The organism is Alteromonas macleodii ATCC 27126, assembly GCF_000172635.2.
GTDB lineage: Bacteria > Pseudomonadota > Gammaproteobacteria > Enterobacterales > Alteromonadaceae > Alteromonas > Alteromonas macleodii.
In genome coordinates, this window is record NC_018632.1 from 2,666,378 (window position 1) to 2,681,644 (window position 15,267).

Genomic DNA, 15,267 nt, shown 5'->3' on the forward strand with positions numbered 1-15,267 from the left:
TCCCTATATTCATCCATGGGTAAGAATAAATATCAAAAAGGGCCTTAGCAATCTAAAGCCCTTTTGGCATTGGTTCAAATTGTTACTATTCATGTCAACCGCAAGAATTGTGCATTTCAGCGTACATTGACTCTGGCGATTTATCTTGTTTCTGCTTCGCTGCCTGCTGACAGCCAAATTGATTGAATAAGCCAGCAACTCTAGAAATGGTATCGTCGCAACTGCATTTGCATTTGCTTAACTTGCTGAACTAAGGCTTCACAGTTATCTACCACTTCTTTTGCATAGGTAGTATTGGCATTGCCCACCTGTTGAATACTGCTTACCCCTTTATTCACATCGTTAGCAACTTCTGTTTGTCCTTCAGCCATTGTGGCAGCGTCTCGGTTTAACGTTGTGATGCGTGCAACAGCGTCAAGCGCCTGCTTTAACGAATCGCCAGCATGTTTTGTGGTGTCCACGGTTTTATAGGCGGTTTCTTTATTTTGCTGCATTTTCTCAGAAGCCACGCGGCTACCTTGCTGAAGACGTTCAATCATATTGCGAATTTCTTCCGTGGAAGACTGCGTTCTGCTTGCTAGCGAGCGGACTTCGTCAGCGACAACGGCAAAGCCACGTCCCTGCTCACCAGCGCGAGCCGCTTCAATAGCTGCATTAAGCGCAAGTAGATTCGTTTGCTCCGCGATATTCCTGATAACTTCCATTACACCGCTAATTTCTTCACTTGCCTGAGCCAACTCAGTGATAACCTGTACTGACGCGTCCACATCGCTTGCCTGAGACTGGATGTCTTTAATGGTTTGCGCCAAAACGCTTACGCTGTTTCGCGTATCTTGATCGGCAGCGTGTGCCGCTTCACTTGAACTGCGAATGGTTGACGACACCGTTTGTGCATTCTGCTGCATTAACGAAATGGCGTTATTAATTGACTCCGTTTCTCGGCTAAGTTGTGAAACGGTATCTTTGGATTGCAACGCTGTTGCATTTAACCTTTCTGACTTTGCTAGCATGTGGTCGGTGGCTTCGTCCACACTCTGCAACGTGTCTTGTAACTGGCTAAGAAGCCCATTAAACGCTCTTGCCATGGTGCCAAACTCGTCGCTTCTTGATGCCTGAAAACGGAACGTTAAATCTCCCTCACCAGAAGACAAGTTGTTTACTACCCCAATGAATTCTTCAAGTGGCTTGCCAACAATATACTTAACGAGCAACCAAATGGTGATCAAAATTCCCACGCTCGCCAATACGATTTTAAGTACAACAACCAACACAGAGCTTCGAACCATAGCCGATTTTTCTGACGTCGACGCCACTAATATAATATCGTACCCCCAAGGCGAAAACGGTACCACTTCTACAACCCAGTCATCATTAGGTTGAAGGGCGTCGGCCACCTGCCGATCATTCACATGTGCGGAATGCATGCGAATGTTACCTTTTGCATCACGAAGGGCAACAAAGCCTTCTTTTAGCACGTGACTTTGCTTAATGGCTTGCTCTAAGACGTTAAGGTCGGCTGAGTATCCCACATACCAGATGCCCACAACGTCACCACTGCTGTTAAACCTTGGCTCGTAACCTGTTAAATAAGGGCTACCCAAAATATCAACCGCACCGTAATACGCTTCCTGCTGATTAATCTTTTTGATCGCCTTGCCATCAGGGGCCAACTTAGTGCCAATCGCCCTCTCGCCATTTTTAATGACATTGGTACTCACGCGAATATAGTCGTCTCCTGTTTTACTAAAAAGCGTGGCGGTGCCTCCCATTACGCTTGTCAGGTTATCGACCAAATCGAATGTGTTGGCTTGCTCCGCATTGCCCAACCTTAGCTGCCGAGCCTGCGTATTTTTAACGGTAACAATATCGGTTTGATTGGGTTCACCGATTGCCTCACCTCGTTGTTTAAGCAACGCCATACTGCTTTTGACGCGTTCAAGCATGATAGAGTCAGTCACAGTAAGAATATTCACTAAACGATCGGCGGTGTTCTTCTTTTGCTCTTGAACAAGGGTTGAAACATTTGAGGAAGTGGTGATAACCGTTGCCACGGCAACAATTAAAGCGAACAAAGCGATAACAGCAGAAATAGAAAATAGAAACTTTCTTTGAATGGACATTTATCATCTCGATATGTAGACGTTTAATACAAAGCCATTCCGTTGCGCTTTCTAACCTCGGCCTTAAATTTTTTTACCAAACAGCACAACGGCTTGAGGCAGCAATCCCTTTATATTAATTTAGGCAAAAATTACGTAAGAGCAAATTATCCAAACGTTTATATTTTAAAAAAGTTGTCCAATTAACAACCGATTATCAGTCTGTGCTACTTCATGGTCACCTTTGTGCCAACAATTTTCAGTGCCGGTGCACCTCGAATTAAAGCATTCCTTGCAAACTGTCCGTGACAAGAAGGACATATTCCTTCTTCATGAGTAAAGTCCTCAACTATTCTCTCTTTAAAGCATTTAACCAACGCGCCTTTGCCGCCTTTTCGATATTTAAATAGCTGGAATTTGCACTTGGAGCAATAAATTTGCACGGTTCTGACCGGCCCTTTTGCATTAGGTTTTGCCATAATTTCTCTTTGTATGTTTTAGGATCCTTCAAATTTCACCTTTTGTCGAAATGCGACAAATTGTAAATCTCGGTTATACTTTCGTGAGGGCGCGTCGCCCTTGGGTACAAACCACTAGCATGCTTGCCTCGATGTTAGCGAGTTAAGAACGAAGGTAATATCAATGAAGATAGTTGCAGCCCTGTGCTTTTTAATGTCTGCGCCGATTTATGCCGGTACAGCCGTGATAATAAATGCCAACAACAATTCTGGGATCGATATCGATACCGTCAAGAAAATATATTTGGGAAAAGTAAAAGCATTTCCCGATGGAAGTCGCGCAATTCCCCTTACCTTCGAACAAGGTAATAATATCAGAGACGCTTTTAATAATAATGTGCTTGGAAAATCTGAATCACAATACTCTGCATTCTGGTCGAAGCTTGTGTTTACTGGCAGAGGCACACCACCTGAAATGATAGCAACTGAGGATGAGATGTTAAATCTCGTCGCGACCAACCCCAATACCATAGGTTTTGTGGATGAAGGTAAAGTTGATGGCACGGTAAAAGTTGTTGGTACATTTTAGGGCCTGCTGTTGTTTAATATTCAGCAAAGACCAACAAGCCCTGGTTATTTAAACTAGGAACAATTGGCGACGCCTTGTCTAAATGCGTCGCCCTTTTTAGGCGTCTAGCTTCAATCAGGAAGTGTCGAAAGATAGTTAATGTTTGCAAAAGCCATTATGACATCTTTGGCGAAGTCGACCCTAGGATGACGAAGCGCTCCCTTTTTCCACACTAAATAAACATCATTTTCTGGGCCTGGCTTGCCCAGCGCGACCAATTCGCCTTTTGCAATACCTTCTTTACATAAGTAGTCAGGCAAAACGGAATAACCAATTCCCGCTTTGATAATACTACTTATTGCTCTTATATCGGGGCAAACAGCCGCGACAGGCGACTCACACGCGGCATTAAATACCTCCGAAAAGTATCGCCGAACAAGCGGTAACTGTTCATCATACGTCACTACTTTATGTTGGTTGAGTAGCGCTGCCGATATTTCTCTTTCTCCCAGCAACTTTCCCTGCACACGGTTCATCACTAAGATTAAACGCTCTTTATCCAACTTCTGATATTCATACATCGCGTCAGTTGGCTCAGAGGCGGTAATGGCAAGCTCCGCTACATCGTTCTCCAACAAATGATAAATATTACTTTTGTTGCCGGTATGGATCACTAAATTCACTTTATCGGCCTGAAGCAAGTTAGCGAGTGCCGGACCTGCCACCAGACTGAGGTACTCCGCAGGGCCTGCAAGGTGTAACGTGCCGTGATCGGTGGAAGCACGACTGCGAATAGAAGCCACTTTCTGCTCTAACGTATCAATGTGACTGGCGACCTGCAGCGCCAAGTCATCAGCGATAGCCGTTGGCTCAACGCCTCTCGCTTTTCTTATGAACAACTCTTTACCGACAATATTCTCCATAGCTTGTATGTGAGAAGTAACCGCTGGCTGAGACATATGAAGGCGAGCTGCAGCACGCGTAATGTTGCCGCTTCGATAAACTTCTACAAAGGTTTTTAACTGTGTCAAGTAAGACATAATCCCTACCCATCAGATTTTTGATGACTTATCACAATTTATCTGACTTCTCGATGTAAGCCAACCTCTCTAAGATACACGCACTTTCTAATGCGACAGGAGCTGCACATGAAATCAGCATCATCAATTTTATCGCTCGCCATTATTGCGGGTTTATCACAGTCGGCCTATGCGGCAGACGTTAAAGCTGCGAATGCCAGTAAAGGCGAAATACTTGTACTACTTTCAAGTGAAAATGTAATGCAGCTTGCAGATGGCAAAACAGAGCCTACAGGCTATTACCTTAACGAGTTTGGTGTGCCGGCAAAAGCATTGGTAGACGCAGGCTACAAACTGGTATTGGCCACGCCAAAAGGCAATGCGCCATCTGTAGATAAAAAGTCAGTAATACCGCAATACTTTGATGGCGGCGAATCGCAAATGCGAGACATTCAAACGTTTGTAGCGTCAATAGAAGGCATTGATGACACGCTGTCATTGAGCGAAGTGATTGGACAAGGGCTGGAAGAGTTTGAAGGCGTATTCATTCCAGGCGGTCATGCACCGCTTATCGACCTGGCAAACAATCCTCAAGTGGGTGAAATTTTGTCTCACTTTCACAGTGAAGGAAAACCTACTGCCGCTATCTGCCATGGCCCAATCGCCTTACTTTCTGGGCAATCTAACCCGCAGGCATTTGAACTGGCATTGAAATCCGGTGAGCAAGCCTCATCTGAGAGTTGGATTTATGATGGCTACAAAATGACAATCTTCTCCACACCGGAAGAGGCCTATTTTGAAAGCACGTTAAACGACGCAACGTTATTGTACTACCCAGCAGACGCCATGGCGCAAGCGGGTGGCAAGATGGAATTCAAAGGAATGTGGGCGCCCAATGTAGTAGTAGACCGTGAGCTTATTACAGGCCAAAACCCGTTTTCTGATGAACTGTTAGCTGAAAAGCTTTTACAACAGTTAAATTCACAATCTAATTAAGGACAGGCAACACTATGCTTAATTTTACGTTTAAGAATCAAACCGAAATTCTGTTCGGCAAAGGGCAACTAAGTGAAGTGTCTTCACGTTTGCCGAAACAAGCAAAAGTCCTCTTCCTCTACGGTGGCGGCTCAATTAAGAAAAATGGTATTTACGATAAAGTAACGACTGCACTAGCAGGTGCTGAAGTCATTGAATTTCAGGGTGTTGAACCAAACCCAGAATTTGAAACACTGATGAAAGCTGTGAATGTCGCCCGTGAAAATGACGTGAACTTCATTCTTGCGGTTGGCGGTGGAAGTGTTATTGATGGCGCGAAATTCGTAGCTGCTGCCGTTAATTTTGCAGGCGATCCGTGGGACATACTTGTTAAAGGTGCAGCATTTGAAAATCCATTACCTATTGGCGCAGTACTTACTTTACCTGCGACAGGGTCTGAGAGTAACGGTAACTCGGTAGTAAACAGAAAAGAAACGTCGCAAAAACGCGCGTTTTCTTCTGAAACAGTTCAGCCTGTTTTTGCCGTACTTGATCCTGAGTTCACCTATTCACTTCCACCACGTCAAGTATCGAACGGCGTAGTTGATGCTTTTGTTCACGTGATTGAGCAATACCTTACCTACCCTGTAAACGCACCGCTTCAAGACCGCTTTGCAGAAGGAATTTTACAAACTTTAGTTCAAGAAGGTCCTAAAGCGTTAGCGACGCCTGAAGATTACGATGTGCGTGCAAACGTAATGTGGTCAGCAACAATGGCGCTTAACGGATTAATCGGCAAAGGTGTACCGCAAGACTGGGGCACACATATGATAGGTCACGAACTTACTGCGTTACACGGTTTAGATCACGCCGTGACCTTAGCAATTGTTCTACCGTCGTTAATGTTCGTGCAGCGCGACAAAAAGCAGGAAAAAATTCTGCAGCTAGGTGAGCGCGTGTTTGGCATTCAGGAAGATGACAAAGAAAAGGCCATCGACTTAACCATAAAAGCGGTTCAGGACTTTTTTGAAACTATGCAGGTTAAAACCCGCCTGTCAGACCACAACATTGAAAAGTCTGCCATTGATGGGCTAATCGAGAACCTTGAACGCAACGGCTTAACAGCGCTTGGCGAGCATGGTGACATCGATCTTGCTAAAGCCCGTGAAATTCTAACTCTTGCGGCATAACCCCTAGATTTTAAAGCACTCAGCCTTCGCTGAGTGCTTCTGTGTTTATTTAAAAAGAGAGAAATATGACTGCATTATTTGAACAATTTTCGTTAAAAGACGTGACGCTTCGCAATCGTATTGCTGTGCCTCCTATGTGCCAATACTCTGCAGAAGATGGGTTTACAAATCAGTGGCATGAAGCAAACTACCAGTCATTTGCCCGAGGCGGTGCTGGATTGGTTATCGTTGAGGCAACCGCCGTCTCGCCAGAAGGACGCATCACGCCAAATTGCTTAGGTATTTGGAAAGATGAACACGTTAGTGGCTTAAAAAATGTTGCTGATCGGATAAAAAGCCAAGGCGCTGTTGCTGGAATTCAAATTGCACATGCCGGGCGCAAAGCGAGTGCTAACCGCCCTTGGGAAGGTGATGACCACATTCAGCCAAGTGAAGAAAAAGGGTGGCAGCCTATTGGACCTTCGGCAGAAGCCTTTGGGGCACACTTACCTGTTACGCCTACAGAAATGACCAAAGCCGATATTGAGCGCGTTAAGAGTGACTTTGTGAAAGGTGCCCAGCGCGCGCTTGAAGCTGGATTCGAGTGGCTTGAACTGCATTTTGCCCACGGTTATTTGGCTCAAAGCTTTTTCTCGAAGCACGCCAATAAGCGTACCGACGAATACGGCGGTGATGCGCAAGGCCGTGGCCGATTCTTACTTGAAACACTGAGCGCAGTGCGTGCGGTTTGGCCTGAAAACCTACCGCTTACCGTACGCTTTGGCGTTATCGAATACGATGGTGATGACGAACAGACGTTGAGCGAGTCTATCGAACTTGTAAAACAGTTCAAAGAAATTGGTACTGATTTCGTTAGCGTTAGCGTTGGCTTTAACACGCCTGATGCGAATATTCCTTGGGGCCCGGCTTTCCTTGCTCCAATTGCGAAAAAGGTACGTGATGAAGCCGGGATCCCGGTTGCTACAGCGTGGGGAGTAGACACACCAGAGCTCGCCAACGATACCATTGAAAACCAACAACTTGACGTTGTTATGGTAGGTAGAATGCATCTTACTAACCCACACTGGTCTTACTTTGCAGCGAAAAAGCTAGGCGTTGAAAAACCATCTTGGGTAATGCCTGCACCATATGCACACTGGTTGGAGCGTTACGCACCATCAGACGAAAGGTAATTATTGACTTTACAGGCAGCAGTGTTTTCGAGCACTGCTGTGTTTTTCCTCGTCTTTTGCCAATAACGTATAACGTTGCGTCTCTGCACTTGCTTTTTTCCAAGTTAGGTTTAAGGTTGCTATAAACCTCCTTCAAGATTTGGAAGAATGCAGGTTAAAGATTTTTTTTCCTCATCAGCAAAGCTTGCTGATCTAACGTCACTCCGAAGGCGCCGTGTCATTCAAATAAGCGCGGTAACAGGCTTCGGGCTTTTCGCTTCATCTCTGGTCGCGAGAGGCATAACTTTTGATATCTTTTTACTGGGCTTGTTCTCATTAATCGTCACTGGCTCGCTCGCATACAAGTATTACGTTACCACCAGCAGTTACCTACTTTTGGGCGCTATGTCGTCAATGCTGTTTGCCCTATCCGCAACAGGTGCAGGCGTATTTGATATCGCCATGATTGGCTATCCTGGCGTCATCATATTTGCGGCTTTATTAGGTGGAATTGCCCTATTTGGCACCGTTTTATCTTTAGTGCTTCTTCAGTGCATTACGCTTACGTGGTTGATTATGCACGATGTAGTAACACCAAACCCGCCTATTTTGAGCTGGTCTCACGTGCTCTTCATCATGGTTATTTACGTTATTACGGGCTTCAGCGTTTTTATTTTGATACAGGATATTCGTCGGCTTATGCAGTCACTGCAGCAAGAGGTGTCTAAAGTTGAGCAAAATAGAGCACATATCCAGCACTTAGCACATCACGATCCGCTCACAAACTTGCCAAATAGGATTTTGGGCGAGCGACTTTTCAACGAAAAGCTACGCGAGAGTGAAGAAAAAGGGCTTCAGCTCGCGCTGCTGTTCATAGACTTAGACAACTTTAAACCCGTGAATGACGCTCTTGGCCATGCTGCGGGCGATCGGTTTCTTCAAAAAATATCTCAAACCATCACCGACCACCTATCCACAAAGCAAAGTTTAATACGCTTCGGTGGCGATGAGTTTATTGTGTTGGCGCCAGAAATATCAGACAAATCTGAAATCGATGACTTATGTAAGAACTTAATTACGTGGTGTTCGAACGAATTCGAAGTGCTGCAAACCAAAGTGGTAGTATCGGGTTCAATTGGTGTAGCACAAGCGCCTTATGACGGAATTAAATTTAAACAGCTGTGCCGAAAAGCTGATATTGCCATGTACGAAGCGAAACGCAACGGTAGAAATAGATACGAATACTATGACGTTCGCTTTGACGAAGAAAACGATGAAAAATTCACACTTATTCAGCGTTTGCGCCCGGCTGTACAGGCCAATGAATTCGAGGTGTACTACCAACCGTTGATAGACCTTGCCTCTAACGAGGTTCAAGCAGTAGAGGCGCTTTTGAGATGGCCTCAGAAAGACGGCTCAATGATATTCCCCGACAAGTTCATACCTTTAGCGGAAAGCAGTGGCTTGATCATCCCTCTTGGTGCTTGGGTATTAAACCAGGCTTGTGAATTTTGCGCTAAACAGCATGAGAACGGTCATACTAATCTTACGGTTGCCGTAAACTTATCCTTTGCACAATTCAAAGATGGTACGCTCCCCGCTGTCGTTGAGCAGGCATTGCAAAATTCACGATTAGCACCGCAATTTTTAGAGCTGGAGCTAACTGAAACCATACTCGCGGATGAAAATGGCACCACTGGCGAACAACTCGAAGCGATTAAATCGTTAGGCGTGCACTTTGCTATTGATGATTTTGGTACCGGTTACTCTAATTTAAATTATCTACAGACATTTAGCGCTCGCAAACTCAAAATAGATCGCATTTTTATCAACACCTTGGGCATTGGGGAAAACGACGCACCTTTAGTTGCAGCAATAATTAGCATTGCCGACAGCCTTGGCATGAAAGCGGTAGCTGAAGGTATTGAAAGTAAACCCGCTTTAGAAAAGCTAATAAAAATGGGATGTGACTTGGGGCAAGGCTATTATTGGAGCAAGCCACTCCCCGCGCCCGAGGTAGAACGATTCTTAAGTAATCATCCAACAAAGTAACCACTTACACTAAGACGTCGGAAATGTTCCGTTGTGAAGGCGCTGTTTTAGAAGCTCATGATATTTCAAACGGACGTTTTCATGCCGATGGCTTAACGCAGCATTGGCTTGCTGAAAAAATAACAATCTGCCTAAATCGAAAAACGCTAAAACCCGTGATACGTCACAAACTCTTCGTTGTCGGCGCGAGTTGAGCGAACCTCGTTTGCAGCGAACTCTGGGTCTGGATAGCCCAAGGCTATGCAAATCATAATGGCCTCATCATCAGGGATGTTAGCGTGCTTGTGTACTACATCGGACTGCATAATGCCCTGACCATTGATAACACAACCAAGCCCTAAGTCCCATGCAGCTAGCACAATGCCATACGCCAGCGACCCTAAACCAAACTGCGTGATCCCTGCTGGCTCTAAAGCCTTGTCATAGGTAAGCACCAAAGAAACGGGCGCATCAAACTGCCTAAAGCCGCGCATCATCCAATCCATACGCTTTTCCTTGTCTTCTCGGGTTATTCCCATTACGTCAAACAGCTGTATGGCTACATCAATTTGACGCTGACGGTGAATCCCCTCGTAATCCTCTTTGTATGGAAAGTCTCGAACGTGCGGTTTACCTTCAAGTGTATTTTTGGTGTTGCCTTCACGAATTTTATCAAGCACGTCGCCTGTTACTGCATGAATTTTCCAGGTTTGCGTGTTATAGGACGATGGCGCCCACTTCGCTGTGTTGATAATCGCGTCTACTGTTTCCTTAGTAACAGGCTGTTTAGTGAACCCTCTAACACTCTTTCTTGATGCTGCAAACTCGGCAAAATTCATACACTTCCTTAAACGCGGTAATTGAACTTGTTAAGTTAGAGTAAACACGACGAGTTTGCTCTTCAATAGGTGGCAAACCTAATTCAGATTGTTTGTTTTTATAGATATATATAGAAGTTTGTAAACCCTTTCATTTAGCAGTGCGTAGCAAAAGCATGTCATGAGTCAGGCACACATGATGTTTATGGAAGTTTGGCTTTCAAAAGAAGCATACGAAAGGAGTTTTATAATGGCTAAGAAACCGCAATTAACCACGTCGGCAGGCGCCCCCGTAGTAAGTAACGAAACCACTAAAACAGCAGGAGAGCGCGGCCCCGCCCTCTTACAAGATTATCAACTAATCGAAAAGTTAGCGCATCAAAACCGCGAACGAATTCCAGAACGTGTCGTTCACGCGAAAGGCTGGGGTGCACAGGGCACATTTACGGTCACGCACGACATTACCGATTACACATGCGCTGACTTATTCTCAGAAGTGGGCAAACAAACTGAAGTATTAAGCCGGTGGTCTACGGTAGCAGGAGAATCAGGCGCAGCTGATACCGAGCGTGACGTGCGAGGCTTTAGCTTGAAGTTTTACACACAACAAGGCAACTGGGATATGGTAGGTAATAATACTCCTATCTTCTTCATTCGCGATGGATACAAGTTCCCTGACTTCATTCGTACGCAAAAACGTCATCCGAAAACTAACCTGCGCTCACCAGAAGCCATGTTCGACTTTTGGGCTGCACAGCCAGAAAGCGTGCATCAAGTTACCATTTTAATGTCGGACCGTGGTATTCCGGTGTCACCTATGCACATGAACGGCTATGGCAGCCACACTTTCAGCATGTGGAATAAAGAAGGCAAGCGTCATTGGGTGAAGTTCCATTTCAAAACTCAACAAGGCATTAAAAACTACACCAATGAAACGTCTGAAAAAATCATTGGAAGCACTCGGGAAAAGTATCAGGAAGAGCTATATAACGCCATTGAAGAAGGCAATTTCCCAAAGTGGACAATGTACATTCAGGCCATGCCAGAAGAGGAAGCAGGACAACAAAGCTATAACCCGTTCGACCTAACCAAGGTGTGGCCGCACGATGACTATCCGCTTATTGAAGTTGGCGAACTGGAAATGAACAGAAATCCAGAAAACTACTTTCAAATGATAGAAAACGCAGCATTCAGTCCGTCAAATGTTGTCCCTGGTATTGGCTTTAGCCCTGACAAAATGCTTCAGGCTCGCATATTTTCTTATGCTGATGCCCATCGCTATCGTTTGGGCACACACTATGAAGCACTCCCCGCTAACGCGCCGAAAAATAGCAAGGTAAACCACTATCACAAAGACGGCGCGATGCGCTTCTTTACCAATGATTTTGGTAACCCTGACGCCTACTATGAGCCCAATCAATACGAAGGTCCGGTGGCTGACTTTTCAGTGAAAGAGCCCCCGCTTCGCATTGATGGAGACGCTGATAGATATCATCAAGATGAAACAGATGTGGATTACGTGCAGCCGCGAAAACTGTATGAGATGTTTTCTGATGATCAAAAAGAACGGCTGTATAAAAACTACGCTGCTGCAATGGGCCCGTGCTCAGATAGCGTAAAAGAGCGTTGGTACGCCGTGCTAGAAAAGGTACATCCAGACTACGCCGCAGGCGTACGAAATGCGGTAGAAAGCTTAGATACCGACGTAAATACGGTACCGATTACTGAAAATACCCCTATCGAAGATAGCTAAACGCTATTGTTGTAAGGTATCGCGGCCCAGCAGTTTTCTCTTACTGGAATCTGCTGGGCTCCACAATTTAACAAACATGGCATATTTTTAATACTTGCCTAAAACACATCTAACTGATGATAAAGAGACTTCTGTCATCAAAATATGCTCATTGAACTTTAGAACAAAACTTGTCGAGTAAGTTTGCGAGATTGAAAATTGTGGCTTACGTTTAATGTATCTAAACGTTTATAGCGCTATGTATGTCGTTATTTAAGAAGTCAAAAACAGAACAATCCACCTCTCGCCAAGCTCCATGGAAAATAGCCATAATCGATGATGAAGAAGGCGTACATGAGGTCACTAAACTCACTCTGCGGAAATTTAATTTCGAAAAACGCGGGGTTGAATTTCTGTCAGCTCACAGTGGCGCTGAAGGCCTAGCACTTTTCAAAGCAAATCCAGACATCGCTCTCGCTTTCGTTGATGTGGTGATGGAAACTGACGATGCGGGTTTGAATTTGGTTGATGCCATTCGCAACGAGCTCAATAACCATACCGCCCGCCTTATTCTGCGAACAGGTCAACCTGGTCAGGCGCCGGAAGAAGAGGTAATCAGGCGTTACGACATAAACGACTACAAAGCCAAAACTGAATTATCATCGCTTAAACTTAAGTCTTGTGTGTACACAGCAATAAGGTCGTATCGGGATATTCAGACTATTGAGCAAGGTAAGCGCGGTATGGAAGACGTTTTAAAATCCTCGTCTTCCGTTTTAGCAAGCCAGTCTTTAGCCCAATTTGGCACCGCAGTGTTGAAACAGACACTTACACTGCTTAACCTAAACAACTCTGTACTCTACTTGTCTACTCAGCACACCGACTTATATGGCGATACGACCATGACGGTGCTAGGTGCCAGCGGCGACCTAGTTGGATTATGCGAACCTGGAATTTCTAGCCGAATTCCTGAAACCATCGAAGAAGAAATCAAACAAGTCTTAGAAAGCAAAAGTCACTATCAGTCTAAAGATTTATTCATCGGCTACTACCCTACTGGAGAAGATAGCCACAACATCTTGTATGTTAAATTAGATCATCCACTGGATGCTCTGCAGCGCAAGACCTTAGAGATGTTTGCCTCTAATGTGGCGGTAATATTCCAAAATCTCACGCAAAAAGAAGACATACAAAAAACCCAAAAAGAACTCATTATGGTGCTTAGCGACGCAATCGAAATGCGGAGTAAAGAGACCGGTGGCCATGTGAGAAGGGTCATTCTTATGACCGAATTTCTCTCTGAAAAGCTTCACATGAGCCGAGAGTTTATTGAGACCATACGGTATTCAGCCGCACTTCATGACGTGGGTAAAATTAGCATTCCTGAAACTATTTTACATAAGCCGGGCAAACTCGACCCAGAAGAATGGGAGATCATGAAGACCCATGCACAAAAAGGCTACGAGCTACTTGCGGGATCTGATCGCATCGTTGCTAAAATGGGCGCCATCATTGCGAAAACGCATCATGAGCGGTGGGATGGTCAAGGTTACCCAGAAGGTTTAGCTGGAGACGACATTCCCGTGGAGGGTCGTATTATGGCAATTGTCGACGTTGTCGACGCATTGCTATCTAAGCGCTGCTATAAACCGGCATGGAGTCCTCAGGAAGTAAAAGCCTATCTTCATGAGAATTCCGGGAAACAATTCGACCCGCTAATCACCCACATTATGATAGAGCACTTCGACAGGATCCTTGAAATCAGAGCCACAGAACCGGACGAAGATGAATGAAAGAAACGCTAGAATTAATCTTATTACGCGTTAGCCAAAGTGCAGATATTGATAAAGGTGAATTAGACGTTGCTTCTAGACTTATTATCAACTCGGTGTGTGAGGGTTTGCGAATTACTCGAGCTGGCATTTGGCTTTATGATGAAATGCAAACACTGGTACAGTGCACATTGCTCATTGATAAGGGTAATGACCTGGACCACGAAAGCTTAGTGCTTACCCGGAAAGACTTTCCTCATTATTTCGAGGCGCTAGATTCAGAGAGAACCATTGCGGCCCACGACGCATTAACAGATGTTGCAACATTTGAATTTGCAGAAGTGTATTTAACGCCGCTTGGGATTAGCTCTATGCTTGATGTCCCTATTCGCCACCGCGGCAAAATGATTGGGATAATTTGCTGTGAACACCAAGGCAAAGCCCGTGAATGGCATGCCGATGAAGTTGTATTTGCGGCGTCACTGGCAGACCTTTACGGGCGTGCAGTGAGTGCAAATGAGCGCGCAGATTACGAGCAGAGGCTAATTGAGGCCAACCAAACCCTTGAGCAAAAAGTAATAGACCGCACGGCTGAACTTGAGGCCGCACAAGAAAAGCTCGTCGAGTCAGAAAAAATGGCGGCGTTAGGAAATCTAGTCGCAGGCATTGCTCACGAAGTAAATACGCCGTTAGGCATTGCACTTACCTCCGTCAGTAACTGCAAAGAAGAACTAAAAGACATCTATCGAGACTTCGAAAACGATGAATTAACCGAGCAGGGTTTTAAAGACTTTGAAGCTATTTGCTCTGAAGGGCTAAACTTGGCTGAAACGAGCCTGATGCGGGCAGCGAATTTAGTACAAGACTTTAAGCGCACTTCTGCTGACCAAACGTCGTTAGAAATAGAAGAAATTGCATTAGACGAATATATCCCTAGAGTCTGTAACCCTTTAAAACCCATGCTTCGCAAAGAACAAGTTGAGCTAAGCATAGACGTTACGCCCAATTTAGTGATAACCACCTGCCCCGGTATAATTGCCCAATTGCTAACAAATTTAATATCGAATGCTCAGCGTCACGCTTTTGGTCCATCGGTAAATAACGACGTGAATAGAGTGAGTGTGAGCTGCAGTAAAAATGTCAAAGGCATTGTGATTAGCGTACAAGACAATGGCAAAGGTATACCAGAGGCGCTTCACAAGAAGGTATTCGAGCCATTTTACACCACAGCTCGTGATAAAGGCGGTACAGGGCTGGGCCTAAATATTTTATACAACTTAGTACGACAAAAATTTAACGGTGAGATTGACTTAACATCAACCCCTGGAGAGGGAACGAAAGTAACCGTCTGTATTCCGGTTGAAGACTAGCGTGCCTCTCATTTTCCACTACCTATACCCTGCGTTATAAATTCCCTGTGCAGCGCGCGACATTATTAAAATGTCGCCCTCACG

The 15,267-nt window shown here is 45.0% G+C and carries 12 protein-coding genes; 8 read left to right on the plus strand and 4 right to left on the minus strand.

What is annotated here, in order from left to right:
* Positions 1–200: 200 nt before the first annotated feature.
* Positions 201–2,120 (minus strand): methyl-accepting chemotaxis protein, encoded by a 1,920-nt coding sequence (locus tag MASE_RS11365; protein WP_014949891.1) that lies wholly within the window; start codon positions 2,118–2,120, stop codon positions 201–203.
* 206 nt (positions 2,121–2,326) lie between these two features.
* Positions 2,327–2,578, minus strand: a complete 252-nt coding sequence (locus tag MASE_RS11370; protein WP_014949892.1) for a hypothetical protein — start codon at positions 2,576–2,578, stop codon at positions 2,327–2,329.
* 163 nt (positions 2,579–2,741) lie between these two features.
* Here MASE_RS11370 and MASE_RS11375 point away from each other — a divergent pair, with 163 nt between their 5' ends.
* Positions 2,742–3,146 (plus strand): type 2 periplasmic-binding domain-containing protein, encoded by a 405-nt coding sequence (locus MASE_RS11375; RefSeq protein WP_014949893.1) that lies wholly within the window; start codon positions 2,742–2,744, stop codon positions 3,144–3,146.
* Between the two features lie 110 nt (positions 3,147–3,256).
* On the opposite strand, the gene MASE_RS11380 is transcribed toward MASE_RS11375, so the two are convergent.
* Positions 3,257–4,165, minus strand: a complete 909-nt coding sequence (locus MASE_RS11380; RefSeq protein WP_014949894.1) for a LysR family transcriptional regulator — start codon at positions 4,163–4,165, stop codon at positions 3,257–3,259.
* 108 nt (positions 4,166–4,273) lie between these two features.
* Between MASE_RS11380 and MASE_RS11385 the strand changes: the two genes are divergently transcribed.
* The 4 genes from MASE_RS11385 to MASE_RS11400 all read left to right on the plus strand — a co-directional run bounded on the left by MASE_RS11385 (position 4,274) and on the right by MASE_RS11400 (position 9,512).
* The gene (locus MASE_RS11385; protein WP_014949895.1) at positions 4,274–5,140 is read left to right on the plus strand and encodes a type 1 glutamine amidotransferase domain-containing protein; all 867 of its coding nucleotides are present in this window, start codon (positions 4,274–4,276) and stop codon (positions 5,138–5,140) included.
* A gap of 14 nt (positions 5,141–5,154) precedes the next feature.
* Complete coding sequence (locus MASE_RS11390; RefSeq protein WP_014949896.1) at positions 5,155–6,309, plus strand: iron-containing alcohol dehydrogenase; 1,155 nt, start codon at positions 5,155–5,157, stop codon at positions 6,307–6,309.
* 65 nt (positions 6,310–6,374) lie between these two features.
* Positions 6,375–7,481, plus strand: coding sequence for an NADH:flavin oxidoreductase/NADH oxidase (locus MASE_RS11395; RefSeq protein ID WP_014949897.1), 1,107 nt, complete (start codon positions 6,375–6,377; stop codon positions 7,479–7,481).
* 147 nt (positions 7,482–7,628) lie between these two features.
* Entirely contained in the window at positions 7,629–9,512 is a 1,884-nt protein-coding gene (locus tag MASE_RS11400; protein WP_014949898.1) for a putative bifunctional diguanylate cyclase/phosphodiesterase, read from the plus strand.
* A gap of 146 nt (positions 9,513–9,658) precedes the next feature.
* Here MASE_RS11400 and MASE_RS11405 read toward each other — a convergent pair whose 3' ends face one another.
* Complete coding sequence (locus MASE_RS11405) at positions 9,659–10,330, minus strand: nitroreductase (RefSeq protein WP_014949899.1); 672 nt, start codon at positions 10,328–10,330, stop codon at positions 9,659–9,661.
* A gap of 229 nt (positions 10,331–10,559) precedes the next feature.
* Between MASE_RS11405 and MASE_RS11410 the strand changes: the two genes are divergently transcribed.
* The 3 genes from MASE_RS11410 to MASE_RS11420 all read left to right on the plus strand — a co-directional run bounded on the left by MASE_RS11410 (position 10,560) and on the right by MASE_RS11420 (position 15,183).
* Entirely contained in the window at positions 10,560–12,062 is a 1,503-nt protein-coding gene (locus MASE_RS11410) for a catalase (RefSeq protein WP_041693780.1), read from the plus strand.
* A gap of 242 nt (positions 12,063–12,304) precedes the next feature.
* Positions 12,305–13,834: a DUF3369 domain-containing protein gene (locus tag MASE_RS11415; protein ID WP_014949901.1), complete on the plus strand. Its 1,530-nt coding sequence runs from the start codon at positions 12,305–12,307 to the stop codon at positions 13,832–13,834.
* Positions 13,831–15,183: a sensor histidine kinase gene (locus MASE_RS11420; RefSeq protein ID WP_014949902.1), complete on the plus strand. Its 1,353-nt coding sequence runs from the start codon at positions 13,831–13,833 to the stop codon at positions 15,181–15,183. The genes MASE_RS11415 and MASE_RS11420 overlap by 4 nt, the downstream gene beginning before the upstream one ends.
* The last annotated feature ends 84 nt before the right edge of the window (positions 15,184–15,267 follow it).

Coding starts and splice junctions, on each gene's coding strand:
- MASE_RS11365 (WP_014949891.1), bottom strand. CDS start 2,120: ATGTCCATTCAAAGAAAGTTTCTATTTTCTATTTCTGCTGTTATCGCT.
- MASE_RS11370 (WP_014949892.1), bottom strand. CDS start 2,578: ATGGCAAAACCTAATGCAAAAGGGCCGGTCAGAACCGTGCAAATTTAT.
- MASE_RS11375 (WP_014949893.1), top strand. CDS start 2,742: ATGAAGATAGTTGCAGCCCTGTGCTTTTTAATGTCTGCGCCGATTTAT.
- MASE_RS11380 (WP_014949894.1), bottom strand. CDS start 4,165: ATGTCTTACTTGACACAGTTAAAAACCTTTGTAGAAGTTTATCGAAGC.
- MASE_RS11385 (WP_014949895.1), top strand. CDS start 4,274: ATGAAATCAGCATCATCAATTTTATCGCTCGCCATTATTGCGGGTTTA.
- MASE_RS11390 (WP_014949896.1), top strand. CDS start 5,155: ATGCTTAATTTTACGTTTAAGAATCAAACCGAAATTCTGTTCGGCAAA.
- MASE_RS11395 (WP_014949897.1), top strand. CDS start 6,375: ATGACTGCATTATTTGAACAATTTTCGTTAAAAGACGTGACGCTTCGC.
- MASE_RS11400 (WP_014949898.1), top strand. CDS start 7,629: ATGCAGGTTAAAGATTTTTTTTCCTCATCAGCAAAGCTTGCTGATCTA.
- MASE_RS11405 (WP_014949899.1), bottom strand. CDS start 10,330: ATGAATTTTGCCGAGTTTGCAGCATCAAGAAAGAGTGTTAGAGGGTTC.
- MASE_RS11410 (WP_041693780.1), top strand. CDS start 10,560: ATGGCTAAGAAACCGCAATTAACCACGTCGGCAGGCGCCCCCGTAGTA.
- MASE_RS11415 (WP_014949901.1), top strand. CDS start 12,305: ATGTCGTTATTTAAGAAGTCAAAAACAGAACAATCCACCTCTCGCCAA.
- MASE_RS11420 (WP_014949902.1), top strand. CDS start 13,831: ATGAAAGAAACGCTAGAATTAATCTTATTACGCGTTAGCCAAAGTGCA.